The following is a 26,171-nucleotide window of genomic DNA, read 5'->3' on the forward strand; positions in this document are numbered from 1 at the left end:
AGGGCGATTAGCTCAGTTGGTAGAGCGTCTCGTTTACACCGAGAATGTCGGCGGTTCGAGCCCGTCATCGCCCACCATCACCGCGCGCTGCCGGACTCGTCGCGGTATTTGATCTCCAGAAAGCGCCCGCGGGTCGACAGGCTGTCGAGGTCGTTCTGCGCCAGCCGGGCGGTCATGTCGGCGATCTCCTGCTCGATCAGCCGCAGCCCGGCGACCAGCTCCGCGTCGGGGGTGCGGCCGTTGCGCTCGACCTGACGCAGCGGCTCGGGAACGCGGGCATAATCGGTGACGAAGGCGGGCAGTTGCTCGCCGATCAGCCGGCGCACCTCGAACGCCTCCTCCTCGCGCCCGTCGAGCCGGCCGAGCTGCGGCGACAGCGTGTCGAGCCGCACGCCGATCTGGTCGATCAGCCCGCGGGCCGGCGCCGGCAGGGCAGGGCGCTGCGCCTCCAGCCAGCGTTCGGTCTTGGCGGGCAGCGCCTTGATATCGACCTCGCGCAACACCTTCTCGCTCGGCGCGCGGGCGATCGGGGCGAGCGCGATACCGATCGTCACCGCCGCCATCAGCAACAGCACCGCGAGCGCGCCGAACAGGCCGAGCGGCATCATCATGCCGAGTACCGCAGCGGCGATCAGGATCAGCGCGTCGACCGCGCAGATGATCGCCAGCCGCGTGCCGACGCTCGTCGCCTTGCGCTTCAGCCGCTTGCCGTGCGCGCGATAGGTCGCGCCGACCTGGCCGCGATAGTCCTCGCTGATCCGCGCCATCGCGGCGCGGGCGCGTTCGATCTGCTGGTCGACCTCGGTCATGCGCTCACACCGATTCGAGGCGGTAGGAATCGCCCGCGCCCGGCCCCTTCAGCGCGGCCTGATTGGCGCCCTCGGCGCGGGCGATATAGCCCTTCGACTTCTCCACCTCGCTGCCCAGCGCGGTGACGGTGGTCTTCATTGAATCGAGCGCCTTGAGCTTGAACGTGTCGATCGCGTCCATCGTGTCGTAGATGTTCTGGAAGGCGCGCTGGAGCGTCTCCAGGGGAATCGTCGAGGCCGCGGCCTGTTCGTGGATCGACGCGGTGTTCGAGCGCAGCAGCTTGCCGGTCGAATCGATGATATTGGCCGTCGTCGTGTTGAGCTGGGTGATCGATTCGAGCACCAGCTTCTGGTTGGTCAGCGCCTGCGCCACGGTCACCGCAGTGCGCAGCGCCGAGACGGTGGTGGTCGAGGCGCGGTCGACGCCCTTCACCAGCTCGACATTGTTCTTCTTGACCAGATCGAGCGCCAGATAGCCCTGCACCGTCACCGCCATCTGGGTGAGCAGGTCCTGCGTGCGCTGGCGGGTGTAGAAGAGCGCGGTCTCGCGGATCGCCTTGGCCTTGGCGGGATCGGTATGGTCGAGCTCGTTGGCTTTGTCCTCCAGCTTGGCGTCCATCGCCTTGCTGAGGTGGATCATCTGTTCGAGCCTGCCCATCGCGCTCCACAGATTGGCGCGCTCGGTGTCGATCGCGGCATTGTCCATCAGCAGCTCGTCCTTGCCGGCGGCGAGGTTCTTGAGGATCGAGCTGATATGCGTCTGCGACGACTGGTAGCTGTCGAAATAGTCGCGCATCTTCGACCCGAACGGGATGATGCCGAAGATCTTCTTGGGGCCGGACAGCGCGCCCTTGCGGCCGGGATCGAGGTCCTCGATCACCCGGCGCAGCTGCGCGAGATCGGCGCCAACGCCGCTGTCCTTGTCCATCGCGCGGATCGGGCGGTCGAGGAAGCGGTTCGACTGGCCGGCGGCCTCGCGGATTTCCTTGGCGCCCATCGCGGTGATCGCGTCGACGCGCTTGCCGAATTCGGGGCTGTTGACGTCCTCGGCGACGAGATCGGCGACGAACGCGTCGACGCGCGCATCGAGCTGCGATTTCTTCGCCTCGTCGATCGGCACGAGGCCGGCGGCGCGCTCGGCCGTGACCGTCGGCACCGGGTCGGGCGGGGTGAGTACCAGATCGCGTTCGGGCGTATCCACGTTCGTCGCCATTCCATTCGTCTCCCAAGCCGTTGCCGACAAAATGGTCGTGTTCGTCCGCGACGGCAAGTGTGTTGGAGCTGTAATACGCAAGCGGTGGGGCTTCAATGCCCGGCGCCGGCTTGATCGCGCATGCGCAGCGTGAGAGCATGCAGGGCGACGTGGCCTTCGTCGCCGCGGTCGCGGCGTTCGGCCAGAAACTGCGCGGCGACCCGCTGCTCGGCGACTATCGCTACGACGCGATCCGGCAGCTTGCCGCCGGCCAGCGCGACTATTGGCGGCAGGGCTTTACCCGGCTGGTGACGCTGGCCGAGGCGGCGCAGCGGCCGGCAGGCAGCAGTCCGCCGCGCTGATCGGCCGGCGGGCGGCGGGGCGAAATGGCTCCCCTTCCCGCGGCGCAACATTTCGGCTATGGGAGTGCGCACTCCAAGCTCCATCTATTCAGGAATTCCCATGAGCCTCCGCAACGTGGCGATCATCGCGCACGTCGATCACGGCAAGACGACGCTGGTCGATCAGCTCTTCCGCCAGTCCGGCACCTTCCGCGACAACCAGCGCGTCGAAGAGCGTGCGATGGATTCGAACGACCTCGAAAAGGAGCGCGGGATCACGATTCTCGCCAAGCCGACCTCGGTCGACTGGGCCCCTCCGGGCGGCGGCGAGAGCATCCGCATCAACATCGTCGACACGCCCGGCCACGCCGACTTCGGCGGCGAGGTGGAGCGCATCCTGTCGATGGTCGACGGCGTCGTCCTGCTGGTCGATTCGTCGGAAGGCGCGATGCCGCAGACCAAGTTCGTCACCGGCAAGGCGCTGGCGCTCGGCCTGAAGCCGATCGTCGTCGTCAACAAGGTCGACCGTCCCGACGCGCGCATCCAGGAGGTGCTCGACGAGGTGTTCGACCTGTTCGTGTCGCTCGACGCCAATGACGAGCAGCTCGACTTCCCGGTGCTCTACGCCTCGGGCCGCAACGGCTATGCCTCGACCGACATGGACGCGCGCGAAGGCACGCTGATCCCGATGTTCGAGACGATCGTCAACCACGTCCCCGCGCCGAAGGTGGAAGTGGAGGACGTGCCGTTCACCTTCCTGGTCACGCTGCTCGATCGCGACAACTTCCTCGGCCGTATCCTCACCGGCCGCGTCAATTCGGGCACGGTGAAGCTTAACCAGCCGATCCACGCGCTCGATAACGACGGCAACATCATCGAGACCGGCCGCGCCTCGAAGATCCTCTCGTTCCGCGGCCTCGACCGCGTGCCGGTCGAGGAAGCCAAGGCGGGCGACATCATCAGCCTCGCCGGCCTTGCCGTCGCGACCGTCGCCAACACGATCGCCGACACCACCGTCACCGAGCCGCTGCACGCGCAGCCGATCGATCCGCCGACGCTGTCGATGCGCTTCGCGGTGAACGATTCGCCGATGGCCGGCCGCGAGGGCACCAAGGTGACGAGCCGCATGATCCGCGACCGTCTGTTCCGCGAAGCCGAATCGAACGTCGCGATCAAGGTGACCGAGGCCGCCGACCGCGACAGCTTCGAAGTCGCCGGCCGTGGCGAGCTCCAGCTCGGCGTGCTGATCGAGACGATGCGCCGCGAGGGCTTCGAACTCGGCATCAGCCGCCCGCGCGTGCTGTTCGGCGAGGATGAGAACGGCAAGAAGACCGAGCCGTACGAAACCGTCATCATCGACGTCGACGAGGAGCATTCGGGCACCGTCGTCGAGAAGATGAACCTGCGGAAGGCCGAGCTGACCGACATGCGTCCGTCGACCGGCGGCAAGACGCGCATCACCTTCTCGGCGCCGTCGCGCGGCATGATCGGCTATCACGGCGAGTTCCTCTCGGACACGCGCGGCACCGGCATCATGAACCGGCTGTTCGAGCGCTACGGCCCGCACAAGGGCCCGATCGAGGGCCGCAAGAACGGCGTGCTGATCTCGAACGGCGCCGGCGAGGCGCAGGGCTATGCGCTGGGGCCGCTCGAGGACCGCGGCGTGCTGTTCGTCGGCCATGGTGAGGCGCTGTATGAGGGCATGATCATCGGCGAGAACGCCAAGACGGATGACCTTGAGGTCAATCCGATGAAGGCGAAGCAGCTGACCAACTTCCGCGCGAGCGGCGGCAAGGACGATGCGATCCGCCTGACCCCGCCGAAGAAGATGACGCTGGAGCAGGCGATCGCGTACATCGACGACGACGAGATGGTCGAGGTGACGCCGAAGACGATCCGCCTGCGCAAGCGCTTCCTCGACCCGAACGAGCGCAAGCGCGCGAGCCGGGCGAAGCAGGCGGCGTAAGCCGGCCACGCCGAGAGCGACAAGGGGGGGCGTCCGAGCGATCGGGCGCCCCTTTTGCGTCAGGCGGCGACCGTGGCACGATAGCGGGCCGCGGGGCGGTCGCTGCCGAGCACCGGCACCATCGCCGCGCGGGCCTGATCCGCGGCGATCCACAGCGCCTCATCGGCGAGCGGCGGGATCGTCACTTCCTCACGCGCATCGAAGCCGACCAAGGCGGCATCGACGAGGTCCCCGACCTCCATGACGGATGCCGCCGGGAAAGCGTTGATGTCGATGCCGGACCGCTCCCAGATTTCGGTCCGCGTCGCGGCGGGCAGCACCGCCTGCACATAGACGCCGCGATCGGCAAGCTGGCGGTTGAGCCAGCGGCTGACGGTCAGCAGATGCGCCTTGGTGCCGTTATAGGCGCCGTCGAACGCCTCGACGACTTGCGACAGCGCGGACGACACGTTGATGATCGCGCCGCCGCCCCGCTCCGCGAAGGCGCGCCCTGCGGCTGCGGCAAGCCGCGTCGGAGCGGTGACGTTGAGCGCGATCAGCCGTGCGATCGCTTCGGGATCGGCGGTGAGGAGGTTGCCGGTAAGGGTCATCCCGGCATTGTTGACGAACAGGCCAATGCGGTCGTCGGACGCCAGCCGTGCCTCGATCCTGGCGACATCCGCGTTGTCGGTCAGGTCGGCGCGCAGCACGGTCACGCTGCGGCCGGTTTCCCCGCCGAGCCGTTCGGCAAGCGCAGTCATGCGCGCCCCGTCGCGCGCAACAAGGATCAGGTCATGCCCGCGACGGGCAAGCCGGTCGGCATAGGTCGCGCCGATACCGGCCGAGGCGCCGGTGATCAGGGCTGCGGGAAGGGTATTGTCGGTCATCTCTCATCTCCTCCACGCCGCACCCAGGCAGAGTGGCTTGCAGAAAAATAGTAAGTCACTATCTTTATGCAATGGACAATGATGCGTTATCGCGGGGGGTGTGCCCGGTCGGCCGCGGCCTTGCCCGGGTCGGAGATGGCTGGAGCATGCTGGTGCTGCGCGATGTCGCGCGGGGCGTGCAGCGGTTCGACGCTTTGCAGAAGGGCTTGGGCATTGCGCCCAACATCCTGACGCGGCGGCTGGCGGCGCTGGTCGAGGACGGCTTGCTGGAACGACGCCGATATTCCGAGCGGCCGCCGCGCCACGAATATGTGCTGACCGCAATGGGGCGGGATTATCTGCCCGTCTTGCATGCGCTCGGCGCATGGGGCGCCCGCCATTTTGGGGACGATTCCGTCGTGCGGCTGGTGGCGGCGGATGGCCATGTCGTCCAGCCTATGGTCATCGATGCGGTCACCGGAGCGCCGCTGGCCGATATGACGTTGACGGTAAAAACGGCGGCGCCCTGAAGCGCCGCCGCCGTACTGGCTAACAGATCAGCGGAACTTGCCGCTGACCGAGACGCCGATGATCCGCGGTTCGTTGAACACCGCGGCCATATAGTTCTCGATGACGCCCTTCAGGTTCTTCTCGTTGGTGATGTTGCGGGCAAAGGCGGCGATTTCGTAATTGTCGTCCGGCGTGGTGTAGCCGATCTTCAGGCCGCCTTCGAAATTGCCCTTCGCGTAGAATTCGCGCGTCTTGTAGAGCACGAAGTTGGTGTAGCCCTGGATGTTCCAGTCGGTCGCGATGAACAGCTTGCCGTCATTGGCGAGCGGCATGTCATAGCGCGCGGTGGCATCGAGGTTCCAGCGCGGGGCGTTGGGCAGCGGGTTGCCGTCGATCTGCGCGAAGACGTTGGTGCCCACGCTGACGGTGGGATCCTGCACGGTGCAGACCACGACGCCGTTGAGGATGCAGACCTGCGCATAGACGCGCTTGTCCTTGATCTTCGACGCCAACGCGCTCGCGCCGAGCGTGAAGGTGAGGTTCGGCACCGGGCGGAACTGCGTGTCGATCTCGACGCCATAGGCACGCGCCTTGTCGGCGTTGAACAGCACGCCGTTGCCGTTCACGTCGTTGCCGTTCAGCTGGATGTCGTTGACCGTATAGGTGAACAGCGACGAGTTGATGCGCAGCCGGCCGTCGAGGAAGACGCCCTTCGACCCGATCTCATAGGAGGTGATCGTCTCGCTGTTGGCGGTCGAGAAGGGCGAGTTGAACACCGCCGAACGCCCCTGGATCGTCGGGCCGCGGAAGCCGCGCGCGACGCGGGCGTAGACGCTGTTGCGCGGATCGAGCTGGTACAGTGCCGAGACGTCCCAGCTCGGCTCCTTGCCCTCGAGGCGCACCGACTTGGGTGCGGTCGCCGGGAACAGGCTGGCCGTGCCGGTGGCGTTGAGTACCGGCTTGACCAGCGTCGTGCGCTTGATGTCCTGCGTATAACGGCCACCGGCGGTGATCGTGAATTCCGGCGTGACCTTGAAGCTCGCCTGACCGAACGCCGCCCAGCTGGTGTTGATGTCGCGCAGGCGCACCCAGTTGTTCGGGTTGCGCGCCGCGGTGTTCAGGAAATAGCTGCGCTGGTAGAATTCAGTGGTGTCATTCTGGCGGAAGTAGAAACCGCCGACCTGCCAGGTGAACTGCTGGTCCGATTGCGAGGCGAGGCGCACCTCCTGCGTATACTGGCCGAGCGCACGGACGTTGCCCTGGCTCTCGCCAAAGCCGTTGGCGACACCGTTGACTGGGAAATTCGCCGCCGCGCCGCCGTCGGTATCGCCGCGGCTGTAGCCTGAGGTGGTCTCATAGGCGCTGATCGAGGTCAGCGTGACCGGCCCGAAGTCATAGGCCGCGTTCACCGAGCCGCCGTAGGTGTCGTAATCCTGCGGATTGTTGTTGCCCTCGTCGAGCGCGATGCTGTTGCGCGGCTCGGCCGACACCGCGTTCGAGCCCTTCTTGAGTGCGGCGCGGTGGAAGATCGTCGAGGTGCCGTGATAGCCGCGGGCATGGCCCGAGACATTGACCGAGAAGGCCTCGGTCGGGGTGAGCAGCACCTGCAGCCGCACGTCGCGCTCGTCGAAGCCGCCCATCGCATCCTTCTGCGGGGTGCGGGTGCCGTCGGCGCTGACGCCGGCGAAGCTGTTGTCGACCCAGTCGTTGCGATGCTGGATCAGGCCCGACAGGCGCACCGCGACCTTGTCCTGGATCAGCGGACCGCCGACGCCGGCGTCATAGGTGAAGGTGCCGAGGCTGCCCGCCGATGCCGACATCCGGCCCTGCCAGGTCTGGCTGGGGCGGATCGTGTCGAACTTGATGATGCCGGCGGTGGTGTTGCGGCCGAACAGCGAGCCCTGCGGGCCGCGCAGCACCTCGACCTGGTTGACGTCGTACACCGGGTTCGACTTCAGCACGACATGCTCGAGGACGACATCGTCCTGGATGATCGACACCGGCTGCGACGCGCCGAGGTAGAAATCGATGTTGCCGAGACCGCGGATGTAGAAGCGCGGGAAGATGCGGCCGGTGGTCGATTCAATGTACAGGCCGGGGACGCGGCCGGAGAGCGACAGGATGTCCTCGCCACCCGCCTGGAAGGCGCGCAGGTCGCTGCCGCCGACGACGGCGACCGACAGCGGCACGCGCTGGAGATTCTCCGAGCGGCGCTCGGCAGTGACGACGATGTCGCCGAGATCGCCCGACGCGTCCGGCGCGGCGTCCTGCGTGGCGGTCGTGTCGGTCGCGGCGGCGTCGGTCGCGGGCGTCGCGGTCTGCGCCATCACGGGCGCGGCGATGCCGGCGGCGCCGAGCAGCAACATGGTCTTGAGCAAGCGTGTGGTCACGATGGTCCCCTTGGTTGTTGCGGGGACGCGGTCGCTGGGCAGGAGGCGAGGGTATTCCCTTGCGCGACCCGCCGGCGATGATGACGACCGCCCCCCCGGCGGATCTTCCCGCTAGAGGTCGATTGTGTCGGCTTCGTGAAACTATGTGTCTCAGAAGCCACACCGGGCCGACTTTCGGCGGGCGGGCGGCGCCGGCCCGGCGGGACGCTACCCCGCGCGAGCCGGTCGCCGTCGCCTATTTGCCCTGGACCACGCGCACCAGGCCGCCGACCTCCTGTCCGGTCGGCAGTCGCCCCGACGCGGTCAGCCTGCCCGTCGTCTGGCTCCAGCGGAGCGTCGCGGTCTTACCCGCCTTGCGGCTGGCGTTGGTGACGCCATCGTCGTCGTACAGCGTGAAGCTCGCATCGCGGCCGGGGTAGACGCGGATGCTCTCCAGCGGCTGCGCGGTCGCGGTGCTCGGCACCTGCACGCCCATCGGCACGATCGATCCGGCGCGGACGAACAGCGGGATTTTGTCGATCGGCGCCGCCGCGTCGATCGTTTGGCCGCCGGTATAGCGCCGCTCGGTCCAATAATCGTACCAATCGGCGCCCGCGGGCAGATAGACCTTGCGGCTGGTCACGCCCTGATCGGTCACCGGCGCGACGAGGAAGGCGGGGCCGAACATATATTGGTCGCCGATCGTCGCCACCGCGGGATCGTTGGGGAAGTCCATGAACAGCGCGCGCATGAACGGCGCGCCGGTTTGCGCGGTCTGGTGACCCAGCGCGTAGAGATAGGGGATCAGCGCATAGCGCAGCCGCAGGAAGCCGGCGAGCACCGGCTCGGCGGCAGTGCCGTAATCCCATAAAGCCGTGCCGGCGCGCTGGCCGTGGATGCGCAGCGTCGGCGTGAAGCTGTTATAGGCGAACCAGCGCGTGAACAGCTCGGGATAATCGGCATAGCTCGGCGGCATCGCGGTCGCGCCGGCGGGATCGAGCAGCGGCGCGCGCTCGGCCTTGGGGCCGGCCGGATTCTGCCAGCCGCCGGTGTCGCTGCTCCAATAGGCCATGCCGGTGGCGGTGAAGCCGAGCCCGGCCGGCACCTGCCGGCGCAGCGCCTCCCAGGTCGATTGCACGTCCGACGACCAGAACAGCGCGCCGTTGCGCTGCGTGCCGAGATAGGCGGCGCGCGACAGGATCAGGTTGCGCATGTCGGGCCGGTCCCTGGCGGAGCCTTCGGCGACGCTGCTGGTGTGCACCAGCGGGTAGAGATTGTGGTAGCGGTCGCCCGAGCCGATCGAGAAGAAATGGCCGTCGGGGACGAGGTCGGGCTCGGTCTCGTCGAGCCAGAACCAGTCGAAGCCCTGGCTGGCGATATTGTCGCGGATCTTGGTCCAGAACCATTGCCGCGCATCGGGGTTGGTCGAATCGAGCAGCGCGCCAGCGCGGTCGGCGCGGATCGGCAGGCCGTCGACGACGCTGCCGTCCTTGTCGTGGAGCAGCCAGCCCTTGCTGCCGAGGAAGTCGTAATAGCGCGATTCCCGCTCGAACCGCGGCCAGACGCTGATGATCGAATGCATCCCCATATTGTGCAGCGTGTCGTTCATCCCCTTGGGATCGGGGAAGAAGGTCCGGTCGATGTCGAGCTGGCCCATCCGCGACCAGTAGAACCAGTCGAGCACCATCACGTCGAGCGGCAGGTTGCGCTGGCGATACCCCTGCGCGACGTCGAGCAATTCCTTCTGCGTCTCGTAGCGCGCCTTGGACTGGATCAGGCCGAACGCCGCCTTGGGCGGCAGCGGGGTGGCGCCGGTCAGCTTGGCATAGCCGGCATAGAGCTGGTCGGTGGTGTCGCCGGTGATGACGAAGAACGAGACGCGCTCGCCGACGTTCGACTGCCAGTGCGTCGCATTGTGCAGGCCGGGCGAGACGGTGGTCGCCGAGGCATTGTCCCAGACGATGCCATAGCCCTTGTTGGTGACCATGAACGGCACGCACACGCTCTCGCCGGTCGGCGCATCGTAATTGTGGCGGCAGTCGATCGTGCGGCCCTTGAGGTCGAGCACGCCCTCCTGGTTCTGGCCGAGCCCGTAATAATGTTCGCCCGGCTGCACCGCGAAGCTGGCGCCGACGCGGAACGTCTTCTCGTCGTTGACGGTGTGCGGCGCCATTTCCCAGCCGGTCATGTCGAGCAGGGTGCGGCCATCGGCGCCGCGCACCGAGATCGCCACCGGCGGCAGCGACGGCGCGAAATAGCGCTGCATCTGCGTCGGCGCCTTGGGCCAGGGCTGCGCCGCGACGGTCAGGGTCAGCGTCGGCGAGGCGAAGACGTCGCCGCTGGCGTCGGTGCGGTGGCTCCAGCCGGCGGCGTCGGGCTTGGCATTGGGGCCTTCGCCCGGCGGCGCGACCGCCAGCGCCTTGTCGAGCGCGATCGTCACGCGGACGATATTGGGCGCATAGGGTTCGATCGCGACGATGCCGCCGTTGCGATCCATGATCGCGAGCGGATCGGCCGTTGCGGGCAGCGCGGCGACGGCGGCGATCGCCGTTCCCGCGGTCAGCAGATGGCGTCGGAAAAACGGCTTGCGGATGGCACGCGTCGGCTCGGTCATCGAATCTCTCCCCCCGGACCAATCACTTGCCCGTTGCTGCTTTTACTTATGAGGGGATCATTCACCCGTGCAAGCGTGATCCGTGCCAAGTCCGACATTCGTCGATGATCGAGGGTCAGCGACGGGAGGGCGGGCGGCTAGCGCGCGGCGCGGCAGTGGCGGGTTATGAAATCCTGATGCAGCGGCATATGGGTCGCGGCGGCGGCGGTGACCTTGCCGATCCGGTCGAGTGCGGCCTGCGCCTCGGCAAGCGGCAGCGCCGCGCCGAGTGGATCGTAGCCCGATGCGACCAGTCCCTGGCCGTCCATCACCGCCAGCCAGCTCGTCTTGGTGAACAGCTCGTCGGTCTCGCGGAACACGCGGCCGGTGCGGCGATAGATCCCGATCCGTTCGGCCAGCGTCTCGGGGATCGGCATTTCGGCCAGCCGGCGCCAATAAGCGGTGTCGCGCCGCGCCGTGGCGTGGAAGTGGAGGATGATGAAGTCGCGGATGCTGTCGAACTCGGTCGCCATCAGCCGGTTGTAGCGGCGGATATCGGCAGGCTCGAAGGCGCGCGTCGGCAGCATCTCGAGCAGGCGCGCGATGCCCGACTGGATCAGATGGATGCTGGTCGATTCCAGCGGTTCGAGGAAGCCGCCGGACAGGCCGAGCGCGACGCAGTTGCGGACCCACAAGGTCGTGCGCCGCCCCGCGCGGAACCGCAGCGTGCGCGGCGCGGCGAGCGCCTCGCCCTCTAGGCTGGCGAGCAGCGTCGCGGTCGCCTCATCCTCCGAGAGATGATCCGCGGCAAAGACATAGCCGTTGCCGACGCGATGCTGCAGCGGGATGCGCCATTGCCAGCCGGCCGCGCGCGCGGTGGCACGGGTATAGGGCGGCGGCGGTCCGGTGACCGCGCTCGGCACCGCGACCGCGCGATCATTGGGCAGCCACGCCGACCAATCCTCGAACCCCGCGCCAAGCGCATCGCCGAGCAGCAGCGCGCGGAACCCCGAACAGTCGACGAACAGATCCGCCTCGATCCGCCCGCCATCGGCGAGCGTCACCGCCTCGATAAAGCCGTCCGTGCCGCGCAGCGCGACATCGACCACCCGGCCCTCGCGCCGCACCACGCCGGCGGCCTCCGCCCGGGTGCGCAGGAAGCGCGCATAGAGCGATGCGTCGAACTGGAAGGCATAGCCGATATGCGCGAGCGGCGTATTGCCGGGCTGCGGCCGCATGAACCGTCCCGCCGCCGCCGCCGCGGCGCAGATCGAATAGTCGGACAGTGGGCCGGCCGCGCCTTCGGCCTGGAGCCGCCGCCACATCGCCTCGAACGGCACCGCGCCCAGATCGATGCCGTAGACGCCAAACGGGTGGAAATAGCGGTGGCCGAGTGCGCGCCAGTCGACGAACTCGATACCCAGTTTGAACGTGCCGCGGGTCGCACGGACGAAGTCGTTCTCGTCGATGCCAAGCAGCGCATTGAACGCCTGGATCGGCGGGATCGTCGCCTCGCCGACGCCGACCGTGCCGATCTCCTCCGATTCGACCAGCGTGATCGCCGGGCCGTGCGGCCCGAGCACGCGGGCGAGCGCCGCCGCCGCCATCCAGCCCGCGGTGCCGCCGCCGATGATCGCGATGCGACGGATCGCGCCGTCGTCGGTCCGGGTCATGCGTGCGTCCGGCATTGGAGGAACAGATTGCCGGTCAGCCGCCCCTGCCGCGGATCGGCGGCGGCGGCAGGCAGGTGCGCGATCAGCCCCGAATGGAGCAGCGCCGCCCGATAGAGCACGAGCCGGTCGCATTGTGCATCGACGGCGCCGATCCGCTCGAACCGCGCATCCGAATCGATGCGATAGCCCGGCGGCGGCGGATCGGCGAGTTCGCGGTCGAGCGTGGCGCGATAGGCGGGAAGCCGCTGCGCATCGATCGTCTCGAAGCCGGTGGCGCGATGGCGGAAGAAACCGGTGCCGTCGCGATTGTTGGCGGACAGGAAGTGGACGGTGGCGAATTGCAGCCGGTCGGCGGTATCGACATGCGGCACGCGCTGGTCGGCGGTCAGCGCGGCGGGCGGCGTCGTGACCAGCGAGAAATTGCCGCGCGCGCGTGCCGGCACGACCGGGCCGGTGGCGAAATGCGCGGCGATCAGCGGCACGATGCAGCGCACCATCGCGTCGAGATAGGCGACCGGCGCCGGGGCGAGCAGGCCGGGATAGCCGCTGCCGGCGTGCGCCGCGTCGGTGAACGGCGCGCGCGCAGCGATCGCCACGAGCGCGGCGGGGTCGCCGCTCGCGCCGTCGATCACCACCACCGGCTCGCCTTCCTCGCCGACGCGCAGCACCTGCACGGCGCCGGGGGCGGCGAACCAGGCCGGGGTGGGCCCGTGCGGAACGGGGGCATGCGGTGCGGCGGGCGGCATCGGGCTCAGAACTCGTTGTTGATATAGAAGACGAAGCCGCGGCGGCCATCGCCCGCATCGGCGACGAGCACCGGTCCCGGCGTATAGCCGCGGGCGAGCAGCCCCTGTTCGAACTGCCTGTCGCGGAAGGCATTGACCATCGTCGCCTCCGTCTGCCCCGCCGGCAGCGGCCCGGCCACCTCGCAGGCGGTGCGGACGCAGGTGACATGCACCGGTTCGGCGGCACCGGCGAATACCGGCAGGCGCGCGACCGCCGCGGTCATCGCGGCTTCCACCGGTGCGGCCGTCGCGGCCGGCGCCGGTTGCGCGGTCATCACCGCCGCCATCATCCGCACGTCGCCGCCGCGGCGATCGTGTCTGGCGAGCGTGTCGACCAGCTGCCGCTCGGGCCGTTGCCGTACCGTCGCGGGATCGGGCGTCGCGCTCGGCGGGGCGGCGGGCCGCACCACCGCGACCGGCGCGCTCACCACCGCGACTGCCGCGGGATGCGCACGCGGCTGCCGCACGCCATGCTGCACGACATAGCCGCCGGCGAGCGTCAGCAATGCGGCTGCCGACAGGGCGGCCAGACGCGTCCTCTCCATATCTTCTCTCCGGGCCTCGATCGTGCCTGTGTTGTCCGACATGATAGAGCAAGGCTTGCCGCTGTAAAGCGGGCGAAAAGCACGCAATCGCGATGGTAGCGCTAGCGTCGGGGCCCGCCGCTATTCTCTTCCTGCAGGTCATATGTCATACATAAGTACCGACGGAGATCGGTTCATGAGGAGAGGAATGATGTTCAGGACACCCCTGGCGCTCGGCGCTGCGCTGGCGGCGCTGGCGCTGCCCGCCGCCGCCCTGGCAAGCGGACAAACCGTCAACAACGGCTCGCAATTCGTCACCACCACAGGCGGCCAAATCGACGCCCATGGCGGCGGCGTCATCAAGGTTGGCGGCTATTATTACTTCCTCGGCGAGAACCGGAACCCCGACTATTCTTTCCGCGCGGTCTCGATGTACCGCTCGACCGATCTCAAGACGTGGGAATTCCGCAACGACGTGCTGAAATCGTCGTCGGCCACCGAGCTCAACGGCGCCAATATCGAGCGGCCCAAGATCATCTACAATGCGACGACCGGCAAATACGTGCTGTGGGCGCATTGGGAAAACGGCAAGGATTATGGCGAGGCGCGGGTCGCGGTGGCGACGTCGGACACGGTCGACGGCAATTACACCTATCTCGGCAGCTTCCGCCCGCTCGGCTATGATTCGCGCGACATGACCGTGTATCAGGACAGCGACGGCACCGGCTATCTGATCTCGTCGTCGAACGTGAACTACGACCTCAACATCTACAAATTGAGCGCCGACTATACGAAGGTCGATTCGCTGCTCACCGTGATCAAGGGCTATCACCGCGAGGCGCCAGCGCTGGTCAAGCGCAACAACGTCTATTTCATGATCACATCGGGCGCGACCGGCTGGAACCCCAATCGCGCGGCCTATTTCACCGCGACCAACCTGGCCGGGCCATGGACGGGGCCGACCTATTTCGGCCACGACACCACCTACAATTCGCAATCGACCTTCATCCTGCCGGTGCAGGGATCGAGCGGCACGTCCTACCTGTACATGGGCGACCGCTGGGGGCCGGCGATCGGCCAGATCGTCAACGATTCCACCTATGTCTGGCTGCCGCTGACCTTCCCGTCCAACACCGCGCTCGATTTCGCCGGCACCGCGTCGCAGATCACCGTGGATGCGGCGGCGGGCACGATCGCGCTCGGCTCGCCCAATACGCAATTGGTCAAGATGCAGGTCGCGCACAGCGGCCTGTGCGCCAACATCAGCAACGATTCGCCTTACTATAACGGCACGGCGATCCAGTGGACCTGCACCAACACCAGCAACGAACTGGTCGAGCGCCGTCCGGTCGGCACGTACACGCAATATGTCGTGCAGCGCAGCGGCCTGTGTCTCGCCCAGGCGGACGACAACGCCAGCGGCGGCGGCGTCGTGCAGACCTCCTGCTCGATCGGCGCGAAGTCGCAATGGACCTATAACGGCACGACGATCGTCAATCGCGCCTCCGGCTCCTGCCTCGACGTCAACGAGGCCGCGACCGCGACCGGAACGAAGTTGATCGTCTGGCCTTGCCACGGCGGCGCCAACCAGCGCTGGACGATGGTCAACTAGAGCCGCCGTTCCAACATGAAGACCGGCCGCGGCAACCCTGCCGCGGCCGGTTTTTTCTGTCCCCCGCGCCGGGCGCAAAAAAGCCGGCGCGATCGTGCGATCGCGCCGGCAGTGGGGATGGGACGGCTTAGTAGGTGGCGCGCAGCGACAGGCCGAAACGACGGTCGTTGAGCTGATACTGCAGCGGCTGCCCTGCGGTGCCAATGTACGTGACGTTCATCCGATTGGTGAGGTTCACCGCATCGGCCGACACCGCGATATGGTCTGTAACGTTGACGCTGATCGACGCATCGAGCGACGCATAGGGCTTGGCATATTGTGGGATGCCGTTGGCGCCCGCGCCGGTCGTCTGGTCCAGGTAGCTCGAGCGCCAATTGTACGCGAGACGCGCGGTGAGCGGTCCCTTTTCGTACAGGCCGATCAGATTGTAATTGTGCTTCGACAGCTTTTCGAGCGGCACTTGCGTCGGGATGTTCGATCCCGCCGTAGCAAAGGGATTGCTGACGTTCGAGTCGACATAGGTATAGTTCGCCTGGATGCCGAAGCCGCTGAGCAGGCCGGGCAGGAAGTCGAAGAACTGCTGATAGCCGATCTCGGCACCCTTGACGGTGCCGTCGCCGGAATTGAGCACGGTGTTGACGTCATACGCGCGGCCCTGGAAGTTCTGGACCAGCACACCGTTGGCGAGGAACCCGTCGACCTTCTTGTAGAAAAGGCCGGCAGTGAGCGATCCGGTCGGGGCGAAATACCATTCCGCGGTCAGATCGTAATTGTCGGATTCGATCGGATTGAGCCGCGGATTGCCCGAATTGGCGCTCGGACGCCCGGTGATGACGCTCACCTGATTGGGGTTGTTGAGCGTGAGGTTCGTCGACAATTGGTCGAAATTAGGCCGCGCCAACCCCTTGGAATAGGCGAAGCGCATCTGAATTTCGTCGGTGAACCGCGCCCGCAGGTTGAAGCTTGGCAGCGCCCGCGTGTAGCTCTTGTCGACCGAGAGTGGGGCAGCATTGCCGTCGGAGTCGAAGAGCGTGCCCGACGAGACCAGCTTGGTCTTCACCAGCCGGATACCGACGCCGCCGTCGAAGCGAACGCCGCCAGCCTCGAAGGCGTAATCGGCAATGCCCCAGGCCGTATAGGTTTTCTCGTTTTGCGCGTTGAGGTCGCCTGGTGTGAACGCGTCCTTGGTCTTGGCGCCGAAGATCGCATACAGCGCCTTGGTCTGTGCCCATACGCCGCTGCCCTGCGGAAATGCCGGGTAGAGCAGCCCGCCGGTGACGCTGTTGCCATCAAAGAAGTTCTTTGACGGACCGGGCATCGCGAGCTGCGGATTCTGGCTGAGCGGGATGAACGGAGTGCCCGTGGGCGCATTACAAGCCGGGTTCGGGCCAGTCTGATACAGGCATACGCCGTTCCAAGTGCCGCGCAGGTCGATCGAGTTGTCCGAATAGCGCGCGCCGCCGCGCAGCTTCTTGAGGAAGCTGCCTTCGAGGTCATATTCTAGGTCATAGGACAAGGCGAGCTGATCGGCGTCGTTGCGCTGAAGCGAGTCAGCGATGTACGTCGTCGCATACTTTGTCGGGTCGGCCAGCAAGGCCTTGTTGCGGACGTCCCAACGTGGCCGTTTGCCGCGCAAGTCGAAATCGACGATCTCTTGATTAGGCGCGTTCGCTTCGGTCTGCCCCGCTGCGGTGAACAGCGACAGAACGTTGCCGTTCCGGTCCGCGTTATAATAGCTTTTGAGATACTGCGCGTCGAAGTGGACTTTTGCGCGGTCGGTTGGGCTCCAGTCCGCGCCGAAGGTGAAGTTCTGGCTCTGGCTCCACAGCTCTTGGTCGAAGCGCCCGGTTTCGAACAGCTGGTTCTGCAGCGATCCCGAGGTGGCGTAACCTTCGTCGTTGAAGGTGAAGGGGGCGTCGGGCAGCGGTCGTGACTGGGTACCACCGTTGACCGAGTAATAATATGCGCCCCGGCGGTTGAACCAGTATTTGGTGTATTGATACTGGCCGGTAAGGAGCAGGTTGTCGCTCGCCTGCCATTGCAGCGCAGTCGCAACGCCGAGGCGGCGACGGTCGCCGAGATCGTCATACACCTGGAAGCCAAGCGGCGCCTTGGCATTGGCTGGCGCGCCCGCGACCGAGCCGGCGGGAATCGGTTGCTGCTGGTTGGCGAGGATGCCGTCCTGCCGATACTGGCTCTTCGAATAAACCGCGTTCACCAGAAAGCCGATCTCGCCAATGCCGGTGTCGAAGCGGTTGCTGTAGAGGCCGGACACGGAATAGCCGGGCTTGTCGACGCGGTCGTAATAATTGCCCCGCGCCGTGAAGCTGACAACCTGCTTGTCCGAATCGAAGGGCCGGCGGGTGCGCAGATTGACTGCCCCGCCAACGCCGCCCTCGATGATGTTGGCGGGCGCGTTCTTGTAGACGTCGACGCCCGACAGCAGTTCGGGCGGAATGGCTTCGAGATCGAAGGCACGGCCGCCGGACGCCGAATAGACCGCACGGCCATCGAGGAAGTTCTGCACCTGCGTAAGGCCGCGCACCGTGATCGCGGGGGAGGTACGATGATCGAAGTCGGTCGCGCCTTCGCCGTAGCGGCGTTGGATCTGCACGCCGGTGACGCGCTGCAGCGCCTCGGTCGTGTTCACGTCGGGCAGCTTGCCGATGTCCTGCGCGCTGATCGAATCGACGATCTGGTTGGCGTTGCGCTTGATCGCCTGCGCGGATCGGAGGCTCTCGCGCACGCCGGTGACGATGATGTCCTGATCGCTGGCCGGATCGGTCGCTGCCTGATCGCTGGTCTGTGCGACGGTGCCGGTTTCGGCCTGCGTCGGCGCCGGTGCCGGTACGGCCGTCTGAGCCTGCGCTGCGCCGCCCAGTGCGACGAGCGATGCGCCCGCGAGCAGCCGCACGTAAGTGCCCTTCATGGTCCCTCTCCCCAAATTTACCGACATGAGTGCCGTGTAATGTCCTACATATAACGTGTTGGAATATGCCGGACAAATGAAATTTGCAGGCCGATCGGTTGCGGCCTATCGATGGCGCGGCGATCCCTCGTCATCCCATTGGTAAGGCTAAGAAAAATTGGCGAAACGCGAGCGGATCAGACCAGCGCACGTGACCATCGCACGGACGCTCGGCGTCGCGATCGTCACCGGCGACTATGCGCCGGGCGAGACGATCCCCGGCGAATTCGACCTCGCCGATCGCTTCGGGGTGGCGCGCAACGTCATCCGCGAGGCGCTGCGCATGCTGACCGCCAAGGGCTTGATCGAGAGCCGGCGCAAGACGGGGACGCGGGTGCGCGAGCGGACCGACTGGAACCTGCTCGACACCGAGATGCTCGGCTGGATGTTCGAGGGCGAACCGCCGGTCAGCTTCGTCAAAAGCCTGTTCGAACTGCGGCTGATCGTCGAGCCGGCCGCCGCCAGCCTTGCCGCGACGCATCGCACCGCGCGGCAGTTGTCGCGGCTCGGCCATGCGCTGGAGCTGATGACGCACCACGGGCTGGAGAGCGTCGCGGGTCAGGCGGCCGACGAACAATTCCACGCCGTCCTGCTTGAGGCGACCGCCAACGAACTGCTCGGCAGCCTGTCGAGCAGCATCTCCTCGGCGGTACGCTGGACGACCTTCTTCAAATATCGCGTCGTCGCCGACTATATCGATTCGATCCCGCAGCATCAGGCGCTGTTCGACACGATCGCCCGCGCCGACCCCGCGGCGGCGCATGCCGCGGCCACTCTATTGATCGAACAGGCGCGCCGCGACACCGAACAGGCGATGCGGATCGCCTGATCCACGTTGCACCTTGACCGCTCTTATGGCTGCAGTCATGTCCTACATATAAAACAGGGCAGGAGCGGGTGATGGAGCGACGGTCGGTGACGCAGCGTGTCTGTCGGCCCTGCACGCGCATGATGGCCGCGGCGCTGCTGCTCGCGGGCGCGGCGACGCCGCTGGCGGCACAGGACAGTCGCTTCGTCGCCACCGCCGCCGGCAAACCGGCGCTGCACGTCGACGGCCAGCCGTTCCTGCTGCTCGGCATCCAGCTCAACAATTCGAGCGGCTTCCCCGCCGAACTGCGCCGCCTCGCCCCGGCAATCGCGCGCAGCCACGCCAACACGGTGATGGCGCCGGTCGGCTGGGAGTCGGTCGAGCCGGTCGAGGGGCGGTTCGACTGGTCGGTGGTCGACGGATTGATCGCGGAGGCGCGGAACCAGCAGTTGCGTCTCGTGCTGCTCTGGTTCGGCACCTGGAAGAACGCCAATATGAGTTACACGCCGGCCTGGGTGAAGCGCGACACCGCGCGCTTCCCGCGGGTGATCGGTGCCGACGGCCGGCCGATCGCGGTGCTCTCCCCGATCGCCGCGGCCAGTCGCGACGCCGACGCGCGGGCCTTTGCCGCGCTGATGGCGCATCTGAAGGCGGTCGACGGGCGGCAGAAGACCGTCGTCATGGTGCAGGTGGAGAATGAGGCGGGGACGCTCGGCGCCGACCGCGACCATGCACCCGCCGCCGATGCCTTGTTCCGCGCCGCGGTGCCCGCCGACATGCCGGGCGCCAAGCCGGGCGACTGGACCGCCAATTACGCCGAGCACGCGCCCGAGGCGTTCATGGCCTATCATACCGCGCGCTATATCGGCGCGGTCGCCGCGGCAGGGAAACGGGCCTACGACCTGCCGCTCTACGTCAACGTCTGGCCACGCGAGCAGCCCGGCCTGCTGCGGCCGGGGGACAGTTCGCCCTCGGGCGGCGCGGTGTCGTGGCTGCTGCCGCAATGGCGCGCGCTGGCGCCGGCGGTCGATGTCGTCGGCGTCGACAATTACGACACCAATGTCGCGCCTTATACCGAGATCGCCCGTGCCTATGACGTGCCGGGCAATCCGCTCTTCGTGCCCGAGACGGGCGGCAGCATGGCGCACGCGCGTCACGCCTTCTGGACGCTCGCGCAGCCGCACGCCGTCGGGATCGGCAAGTTCGGCATCGGCGAGGGCTTCGGCCTCAAGGGCGGGCAGCCGGCGGAGGAGCCGATCGCGCTCGACTATCGGCTGTTGCGCGACACGGCGCCGTTCCTGCTGCCGCTGCGCGACGCGGGACAGGTGCGCGTCGCGGTCGAGGAAGACGGCATGGCGAACGTGCCGCTCGTCTTCGGCGATATCGATCTCGTCGCGCGCTTCGGCGAGGTGCGTGACGGATATGGCGGGCCGCGCGGGCAGGGCAATGCCGATCTGTCTGGCCGGGTGATCGTCGCGCGTGCCGCACCCGATCGGTTCCTGCTAACCGGGGCGAGCGCGAACCTGACGTTCGCGCCAAGGCTTGGCACGCCGGGCAGCATCCAGCTCGTCACCGTCGAGGAAGGCCATTTCGAGCGCGGGCGCTGGGTGCGCGAGCGCCTGCTCAATGGCGACGAGACCGCGTTCGGGCTGATCCTGCCGGCGGAAGGAAAGTCGCTGATGGTCACGGTGCAGGAGAATCGATGATGTGGCGCGCCGCTTTCGCGCTGATGCTCGCGCTGCCCATCGCCGCCGCGCCGGCGCCGGCACCGACGTCCGCACCGCTGACGATGCCGGCGATGCCGCTGCACGATCCGTGGATCGTCGCCGATGCCGCGACGCGCACCTATTGGCTGTTCACCACCAATCAGGCCGGGATGACCGGCGACACGCGGCTCGGCATCATGGCCTATACCAGCCGCGACCTGAAGCACTGGACGCGCCCGACCGTCGTCTTCACCCTGCCCGAAGGGACCTGGGCGAACGACGGCGCCTGGGCGCCCGAGGTGCATCGCTGGCGCGGCCGCTGGTATCTGTTCACCACCTTCCACAACGAAAGCGCCAAGCTCGCCAAGCCCGGGACGCACCGCCGCGGCACCGTGCTGGCGGTGGCGGACCGGCTCGGCGGGCCGTTCACGCTGCTGCGCGACGGCGACCCGATCGTGCCGAAGGAGCTGATGACGCTCGACGGCACGCTGCATGTCGATCGCGCCGGCCGGCCGTGGCTGGTCTACGCGCACGAATGGGTGCAGGCGCGCGACGGCACGATCGAGGCGCTGCCGCTCGATGCGACGCTCAAGGCGGCGGGCGAGCCCCGGCTGCTCTTCCGCGCCTCCGACGCGCCCTGGGCATCGGGCCGGCCGCAGCAGGACGGCGCCACGATCTACGTCACCGACGGACCGGAACTGTTCCGCACCCGCACCGGGCGACTGCTGATGCTCTGGTCGAGCTATGACGATCGCGGCGCCTATGTGCAGGGCGTTGCCCGCTCGCGCAGCGGCGATCTCGCCGGCCCGTGGGAGCAATTGCCGCCGCTGGTGCGCGCCGACAGCGGGCACGGCATGCTGTTCCGCCGCTTCGACGGCGGGCTGATGATGGTGCTGCACCGCCCGTTCAATAACGCGCGCGGCAAATTGTACGAGATGCGCGACACCGGCGACAGCGTCGCGGTGGTGCGCGAGGCGAGCGAGCTCGATGGCGAGACGCACCCCACCCATGGAGGCTGACCCGATGACGATCCGATCCCTTGTCGCCAAGGCGATGCTGCCGGCCGCGGCGCTGCTGGTCATTGCGGCGGATGCGCCGGCGCGCTGGGACGCCTCCGGCGCGGGCAATCCGCTGCTGCCCGGCTATTTCGCCGACCCGTCGATCGTCCACGACGGCGGCCGCTGGTACGTGTTCGCGACGATCGACCCATGGGGCGGCGATACGCTCGGGCTATGGACCTCGGACAATGGCCGCGACTGGACCTTCTCGCAGCCGAACTGGCCGACCAAACAGGCGGCGACCAGCCCGACCTCGGGCGATTCAAAAGTCTGGGCGCCGTCGGTGGTCAAGGCGGCGAACGGCCGCTGGTATATGTACGTCTCGGTCGGCAGCGAGATCTGGGTCGGCAGCGCGCCTTCGCCGGCCGGGCCATGGGCCGACGCCAATGGCGGCAAGCCGCTGGTCGCCAAGGACTTCGCCCCCGCCTATCATATGATCGACGCCGAGGCATTCATCGACAGCGACGGCCAGGCCTATCTCTATTGGGGATCGGGGCTCAACTGGACCAACGGCCATTGCTTCGTCGTCAAGCTGAAGCCCGACATGGTGACCTTCGACGGCACCCCGCGCGACGTGACGCCCGCCAACTATTTCGAGGGGCCGTTCATGGTGAAGGCGGGCAAGCGCTATGCCCTCACCTATAGCGACGGCAACACCACCAAGGACACGTACAAGGTCCGCTACGCGATCGGCGACACGCCGTTCGGGCCGTTCAGGGAGGCGGCGGACAGCCCGATCCTCAGCACCGACGCCCGCCGCAACATCGTCAGCCCCGGCCATCACGCGGTGTTCCGCAGCGGCGGGCAGGCGTACATCCTCTACCACCGTCAGGCGCTGCCATGGCCGCGCGGCGGCGAAGAAGTGCTGCGGCAGGTGGCGGTCGACCCGCTGCGGATCGGCGCGGACGGCACGCTGGCGCGCGTCGCGCCGTCGCACGGCGGCGCGGTGACCGGCTTCGCCCCGGCGCGCACACGCGGCCTGCGCTGGCAGGCGTCGGGAAGCGGCGAGGGTGCCTATGGCCCCGCGCGTGCGGCGGACGACAATTACGCGACTTTGTGGCGCGGCGGCGGCGAGGGCGCGGCGACGCTGGTCGCCGATCTCGGCGCGGTGCGCGCGGTGACGGGCAGCCGCTTGCGCCCGGAATATCCGACGCGCACCTATACGGTGGGGATCGAGGCGTCGGACGACGGCCGGACCTGGCGCACGGTGGTGCCGGCGGCGGCACGGTCGGGCTCCCCGATCGCGCTGCCGCACGTGGTGCGCACGCGCTACCTGCGGCTGACGACCGGCAGCGGCAAGGACGGCTATTGGGAATGGACGATCGAGTGAGCCCGCGCGCCGGCGATCTCCAAGCGATCCGGCAAGCTGCCTAAGCCGTTCCTTCCATTCACGCGTTCATTTGCGGGAAAGCCAAGGTGCACGAGCGCAGAGCCGTCCATTGACGCATCCAGTTAGGATAGCCTCGTGCGCCGTTAGTTGTGCCAGCATCAATAGAAGGAACGAAGCGCAATGGTCCGGGAGGTACCATCACATAGTTTGAGTACGTGGCGCGTTCCGGATGCCGCCCGCTTCCAATAGCCGCTGACCAATTCCTCAGACACCGGCTTGTCGTCGATCGCACATACCACCATCCCTGGCTTGAGCCCCGCCGTCATCGCTGGCGAGTTTCGCATGACATGAGCGACATTCCATCGGTCGTTCACAACGAACCCCTGAATACCAGACAGGCTTCTATAAATCGGAGGGACGGACGGAACTCGGGGTTCCAGTGCCATCCGCCCCACCGTGAGGTCGACCGTCATGTTATAGGCACGTAGGACGCCCATCCCGATCAAGGCTTGGATCTCCTTTGCGCCCCACCAGTTGCCATCCTCAACCGTAGCATAAGCATTGGTCACTTCATGCTTGCCGATCATGAACTTCTTTAGTCGGCCAAAGGGCTGGATCACGGTGCCGCCTACGCCGATCGACGCAAAGTCCGTCTGTGACGCAAATCCCGTCAGGTCGGCCGCATGGGACGATAGGGAGACTTCGCTGTCGCTGCCGGTATCGATCATGACAAAGGATACGGATTTGCCGTTGACCGATCCGTTGGTGACCATTCGTGAATTTCCGGGCCCGACCCTGATCGGAATACCGTCGACCACAGGGAACGAACCGGACTTCATCAAGCGGAAGCGATGATGATCTTGATCGACCTGCCATTCGAACGGACCGAGTAACGGTAAGCCAATCACGACATCGACACCCTCCAGCCTCGAGACGGCGACTCGACCGAGATCAACGACAGTGACTGCGCCGGGCTTTGTTGTGCGAAAGGCGCCGATATCCAGCGCGACGGATGGCGTGGTGTAATATTGGGCTGCTCCACCAAAGCCAACCGCTTCACCCCACGGCGTTAAGGGGAGGCGATGGGCATCGGCATAGGATTTACTGAGAAGGAGCTGGTCAACTCCTGTATCTATCAATGCCTTGGAAGGCTGTCCGTTCAACATTATCGGTATCACGATATGGTCCCCGCCGGGATCGAAGCTGATCCACCCCGATCCGAGATCTGGCATCCAGAACAACGGTGGGTTCGTGAAAGTGGCCGGCAGAGAGGATGTGACCTCCTGTGCTTTGACAAGCGGAGTAGCGCCGAAAGTCGCTGCGCAGATGACGAAAAGCTTGCAATAAAAAGCTAATTTTTGCCCACGCATCCAGGTGGTGCGGCTAACAAGCATTGCCAAGCCTCCGCCATTATCTACCAGATTAGCATGGTGCCATTTCTCACACCTTGCCTGCAAGTGAGTGCCTCGAGTCTTACAGAAAGGCCTTTTTCCTCAACGCCATCTGATAAGGGAAGAGTGATCGCCTTCGCCACGATTGACTCGGTTCGCGTGGTGACGGCGAGTCGGATCATTCCAGACCCGCCGCCCCGCTCGCGTCACCCCGCCGGACACGCCGCCGTCGCCCGCCCGCGCGTCAGCATCAGCGTCACCACCGATTGTGCCGGCGCGGTCATCCCCGCCACGCAGCGCGCATCGTGCGTCGCGTCGGTCAGCACCGCCTGCGCGCGCCAGCCCTGTGGCGCCACCAGCCGCCGCGGCGTCACCCCGCCGTTGACATGGACCAGCACCAAGGTCGCGCCATCCGGCGACAGCGCCCCCGCCGTGTCGGGATCGTCGACCGGCACCAGCCGATAACCGGGGCGGATATAGCGGCTGAACTGCGCCATCGCCCAATATTTGCGGGTGACGTGGATCGCATGCGGCCCGGCCGCCGGTGCCGCCAGATCGGCCTTGATCAGCCCCCAGTTCGACGTCGGCTTGCCGTTGCCGCCTGACAGGTTTTCGACCGCCTGCCAGAACACCCACGCCGCCGGCTCGAGCTTTTTCAAATCGGCGACGACGTGATCGGCGAAGGCGAGCGCCGAGGCCATGCCGTCGAAATTCTCGGGATCGCCGTCGAGCGGCGTATCGTTCTCGCTCATCCACAGCCGGATGCCCGCGGCGCGGGCGGCGTCGCGCACCCCCGTCTGATAGAGCGTGCCATAGCTATGCACGTTGAGCTGCCCGACCCGCGCCAGCGTCGCCGGCGGATAGGCGGCGACATCGGCGAGGAACAGCCGCGCATTGGTCTCGTCCGGCGCGGACACGACCGTCGCCAGCCCGCGCGCCTTCAGCGCGGCGTCGCTCGCGTCGATCATCGCCGCCTGCCGGGCCGGGCTCCAATGCGCGCCCTCCTGCGTGTTGGCGGCATGCCAGTAATCGGTGTTGGGCTCGTTGACCGGCGACAGCGTGCGGAAGGTGATATGATGCCGCCGCTGCAATTCTTCGACGCTGCGCGCGAGATAGTCGGCGAAGGCGCGTTCCTGGCCCGGCCGCAGATTGTCGTCGGTCCCCTTCTCCGCGCCGGAGACCTTGCCCGAGACGGTCATGAACCACGGCGGCGAGTTGGAGAAAGCCTCGAAGATCGCGCCCGGCACGCGCGCGTGGATCGCGTCGAGCCACCAGCGCTGATTGGCGTCCTGCGACCAGTCCCACATGCTGGATCATCGGCGCGCCAGTCCTTCGCGGGCGTGCCGGGCGGCAGCCGCCAGAAACCCGGCACCGCTGCGCCGGTGCGCAGATAGGGCTTGGCGCCCGCCGCATTGCCGCCGCCGATATTATAGCGTGCGATCGTCCAGCCGAGCCCGCGGTCGGTGTAGAACAGGTCGGCGAGCCGGCTGCGCTCCGCCTCCGGCCAGCCGCCGGTGACGTTGGCGAACCAGGCGAGCGCGGTGCCCCAGCCCTCGAACGGCGTTGGCGGGCGATCGACCGCCGGTCGCAGCACCAATGTCACCGGTCGGCCGGCGAGCGGCGCGGGCGACGGCGTGGACGGCGGCGGCGGCGCGGCGGCGGTGCCGAGCAGCATCGCCGCGAGCAGCACG

At 66.9% G+C, this 26,171-nt stretch carries 20 protein-coding genes and 1 tRNA gene; 9 read left to right on the forward strand and 12 right to left on the reverse strand.

Annotated elements, in window-relative coordinates:
* Position 1 precedes the first annotated feature (1 nt).
* A tRNA-Val gene (locus HD841_RS02820) sits at positions 2 to 77 on the forward strand.
* Here the strand turns inward: HD841_RS02820 and HD841_RS02825 are convergent.
* Entirely contained in the window at positions 78 to 809 is a 732-nt protein-coding gene (locus tag HD841_RS02825) for a hypothetical protein (RefSeq protein ID WP_179507358.1), read from the reverse strand.
* Between the two features lie 4 nt (positions 810 to 813).
* Positions 814 to 2,022 (reverse strand): toxic anion resistance protein, encoded by a 1,209-nt coding sequence (locus tag HD841_RS02830; RefSeq protein ID WP_179507359.1) that lies wholly within the window; start codon positions 2,020 to 2,022, stop codon positions 814 to 816.
* A gap of 95 nt (positions 2,023 to 2,117) precedes the next feature.
* Between HD841_RS02830 and HD841_RS02835 the strand changes: the two genes are divergently transcribed.
* Together HD841_RS02835 and typA are read left to right on the forward strand one after the other, a co-directional pair.
* Positions 2,118 to 2,363 (forward strand): YfbK domain-containing protein, encoded by a 246-nt coding sequence (locus HD841_RS02835; RefSeq protein WP_179507360.1) that lies wholly within the window; start codon positions 2,118 to 2,120, stop codon positions 2,361 to 2,363.
* 100 nt (positions 2,364 to 2,463) lie between these two features.
* Positions 2,464 to 4,308: a translational GTPase TypA gene (typA, locus tag HD841_RS02840; protein WP_179507361.1), complete on the forward strand. Its 1,845-nt coding sequence runs from the start codon at positions 2,464 to 2,466 to the stop codon at positions 4,306 to 4,308.
* Positions 4,309 to 4,367: 59 nt separating this feature from the next.
* Here the strand turns inward: typA and HD841_RS02845 are convergent, their stop codons facing one another.
* The gene (locus HD841_RS02845) at positions 4,368 to 5,174 is read right to left on the reverse strand and encodes an SDR family NAD(P)-dependent oxidoreductase (protein WP_179507362.1); all 807 of its coding nucleotides are present in this window, start codon (positions 5,172 to 5,174) and stop codon (positions 4,368 to 4,370) included.
* A 71-nt stretch (positions 5,175 to 5,245) separates the two neighbouring features.
* On the opposite strand from HD841_RS02845, the gene HD841_RS02850 reads away from it, so the two are divergent.
* Positions 5,246 to 5,683: a winged helix-turn-helix transcriptional regulator gene (locus tag HD841_RS02850; RefSeq protein WP_179507363.1), complete on the forward strand. Its 438-nt coding sequence runs from the start codon at positions 5,246 to 5,248 to the stop codon at positions 5,681 to 5,683.
* A gap of 27 nt (positions 5,684 to 5,710) precedes the next feature.
* On the opposite strand, the gene HD841_RS02855 is transcribed toward HD841_RS02850, so the two are convergent.
* From HD841_RS02855 to HD841_RS02875, 5 genes are all read right to left on the reverse strand, one after another.
* Entirely contained in the window at positions 5,711 to 8,029 is a 2,319-nt protein-coding gene (locus tag HD841_RS02855; RefSeq protein WP_179508068.1) for a TonB-dependent receptor, read from the reverse strand.
* Positions 8,030 to 8,288: 259 nt separating this feature from the next.
* Positions 8,289 to 10,529, reverse strand: a complete 2,241-nt coding sequence (locus tag HD841_RS02860) for a glycoside hydrolase family 31 protein (protein ID WP_373562946.1) — start codon at positions 10,527 to 10,529, stop codon at positions 8,289 to 8,291.
* Between the two features lie 254 nt (positions 10,530 to 10,783).
* Positions 10,784 to 12,298: a tryptophan halogenase family protein gene (locus HD841_RS02865; RefSeq protein ID WP_179507365.1), complete on the reverse strand. Its 1,515-nt coding sequence runs from the start codon at positions 12,296 to 12,298 to the stop codon at positions 10,784 to 10,786.
* Entirely contained in the window at positions 12,295 to 13,044 is a 750-nt protein-coding gene (locus tag HD841_RS02870) for a DUF6445 family protein (RefSeq protein ID WP_179507366.1), read from the reverse strand. The genes HD841_RS02865 and HD841_RS02870 overlap by 4 nt, the downstream gene beginning before the upstream one ends.
* Positions 13,045 to 13,049: 5 nt before the next feature.
* Entirely contained in the window at positions 13,050 to 13,628 is a 579-nt protein-coding gene (locus HD841_RS02875; protein WP_179507367.1) for a hypothetical protein, read from the reverse strand.
* 190 nt (positions 13,629 to 13,818) lie between these two features.
* On the opposite strand from HD841_RS02875, the gene HD841_RS02880 reads away from it, so the two are divergent.
* Positions 13,819 to 15,219 carry a family 43 glycosylhydrolase gene (locus tag HD841_RS02880; RefSeq protein WP_218845348.1) on the forward strand — a complete coding sequence of 467 codons (1,401 nt, stop codon included), beginning with the start codon at positions 13,819 to 13,821 and terminating at the stop codon, positions 15,217 to 15,219.
* Positions 15,220 to 15,346: 127 nt separating this feature from the next.
* Here HD841_RS02880 and HD841_RS02885 read toward each other — a convergent pair whose 3' ends face one another.
* Complete coding sequence (locus HD841_RS02885) at positions 15,347 to 18,148, reverse strand: TonB-dependent receptor (RefSeq protein WP_179507369.1); 2,802 nt, start codon at positions 18,146 to 18,148, stop codon at positions 15,347 to 15,349.
* 190 nt (positions 18,149 to 18,338) lie between these two features.
* Between HD841_RS02885 and HD841_RS02890 the strand changes: the two genes are divergently transcribed.
* The 4 genes from HD841_RS02890 to HD841_RS02905 all read left to right on the forward strand — a co-directional run bounded on the left by HD841_RS02890 (position 18,339) and on the right by HD841_RS02905 (position 23,089).
* Positions 18,339 to 19,016, forward strand: coding sequence for a FadR/GntR family transcriptional regulator (locus tag HD841_RS02890; protein ID WP_373562913.1), 678 nt, complete (start codon positions 18,339 to 18,341; stop codon positions 19,014 to 19,016).
* Positions 19,017 to 19,087: 71 nt separating this feature from the next.
* Entirely contained in the window at positions 19,088 to 20,701 is a 1,614-nt protein-coding gene (locus HD841_RS02895) for a DUF5597 domain-containing protein (RefSeq protein ID WP_218845349.1), read from the forward strand.
* Complete coding sequence (locus HD841_RS02900; RefSeq protein ID WP_218845350.1) at positions 20,698 to 21,720, forward strand: glycoside hydrolase family 43 protein; 1,023 nt, start codon at positions 20,698 to 20,700, stop codon at positions 21,718 to 21,720. Before HD841_RS02895 ends, HD841_RS02900 begins: the two co-directional genes overlap by 4 nt.
* A 4-nt stretch (positions 21,721 to 21,724) precedes the next feature.
* On the forward strand, positions 21,725 to 23,089 hold the full coding sequence (locus HD841_RS02905; protein ID WP_179507371.1) for a family 43 glycosylhydrolase: 1,365 nt from the start codon (positions 21,725 to 21,727) through the stop codon (positions 23,087 to 23,089).
* A 158-nt stretch (positions 23,090 to 23,247) separates the two neighbouring features.
* Here the strand turns inward: HD841_RS02905 and HD841_RS02910 are convergent, their stop codons facing one another.
* From HD841_RS02910 to HD841_RS20645, 3 genes are all read right to left on the reverse strand, one after another.
* Entirely contained in the window at positions 23,248 to 24,483 is a 1,236-nt protein-coding gene (locus HD841_RS02910; RefSeq protein WP_257015290.1) for an aspartyl protease family protein, read from the reverse strand.
* Between the two features lie 203 nt (positions 24,484 to 24,686).
* On the reverse strand, positions 24,687 to 25,787 hold the full coding sequence (locus HD841_RS02915; RefSeq protein WP_257015179.1) for a glycoside hydrolase: 1,101 nt from the start codon (positions 25,785 to 25,787) through the stop codon (positions 24,687 to 24,689).
* Positions 25,676 to 26,170: a hypothetical protein gene (locus HD841_RS20645; protein ID WP_257015180.1), complete on the reverse strand. Its 495-nt coding sequence runs from the start codon at positions 26,168 to 26,170 to the stop codon at positions 25,676 to 25,678. The genes HD841_RS02915 and HD841_RS20645 overlap by 112 nt, the downstream gene beginning before the upstream one ends.
* Position 26,171: the final 1 nt, after the last annotated feature.

It is taken from the genome of Sphingomonas melonis, assembly GCF_013409985.1.
GTDB lineage: Bacteria > Pseudomonadota > Alphaproteobacteria > Sphingomonadales > Sphingomonadaceae > Sphingomonas > Sphingomonas melonis_A.